Here is a 616-nt window from a genome sequence, read left to right as displayed (position 1 = left end):
GCTTCAAGGGTGCCAAGCCGTACTACCAGGCACACGAGCGCGGCGTGAAGCTGATCGGCGCGACGGCGCACTATGTGACGGCCGACCTCGACGAAGGCCCGATCATCGAGCAGGAGATCGAGCGCGTGGACCACAGCATGGACCCGGAGCAGCTCACCGCCGTCGGTCGTGATGTGGAGTGCGTGGCACTGGCCCGCGCCGTGAAGTGGCATGCCGAACATCGCATCCTGCTCAATGGCCACAAGACCGTCGTCTTCAAGTAACGGGTAGGTGGGCGTATGACACGACAGATCATCCTCGATACCGAAACCACGGGCCTGAACGCCGCCACTGGCGACCGCGTGATCGAAATCGGCTGCGTGGAGATGGTCAACCGCCGGCTGACCGGCCGCAATCTGCACTTCTACATCAACCCTGAGCGGGAGATCGACGCAGGCGCGATGGCGGTGCACGGCATCACCAACGAGTTTGTGGCCGACAAGCCCAAATTTGCGGAAATCGTCAACGAAATCCGTGACTATGTGCAGGGCGCCGAGGCGATCATCCACAACGCCGCGTTCGACTTGGGCTTCCTGGACATGGAATTCCAGCGCCTGGGGCTGCCGCCCTTCCGCGA

The 616-nt window shown here is 62.7% G+C and carries 2 protein-coding genes; both read left to right on the top strand.

Annotation, left to right across the window (positions count from 1 at the left end; genetic code table 11):
- Positions 1–263 (top strand): formyltransferase family protein (locus tag ACRYR9_RS19845; RefSeq protein WP_432540239.1); only part of this gene is annotated, 263 nt, incomplete at its 5' end.
- 15 nt (positions 264–278) lie between these two features.
- On the top strand, positions 279–616 hold a 338-nt coding region (locus ACRYR9_RS19840; RefSeq protein WP_432540238.1), incomplete at its 3' end, for an exonuclease domain-containing protein.

Source organism: Kineococcus auxinigenes (assembly GCF_050871525.1).
In the GTDB taxonomy this organism is placed as follows: domain Bacteria; phylum Actinomycetota; class Actinomycetes; order Actinomycetales; family Kineococcaceae; genus Kineococcus.
This window is presented reverse-complemented; position numbering and strand designations above follow the sequence as displayed.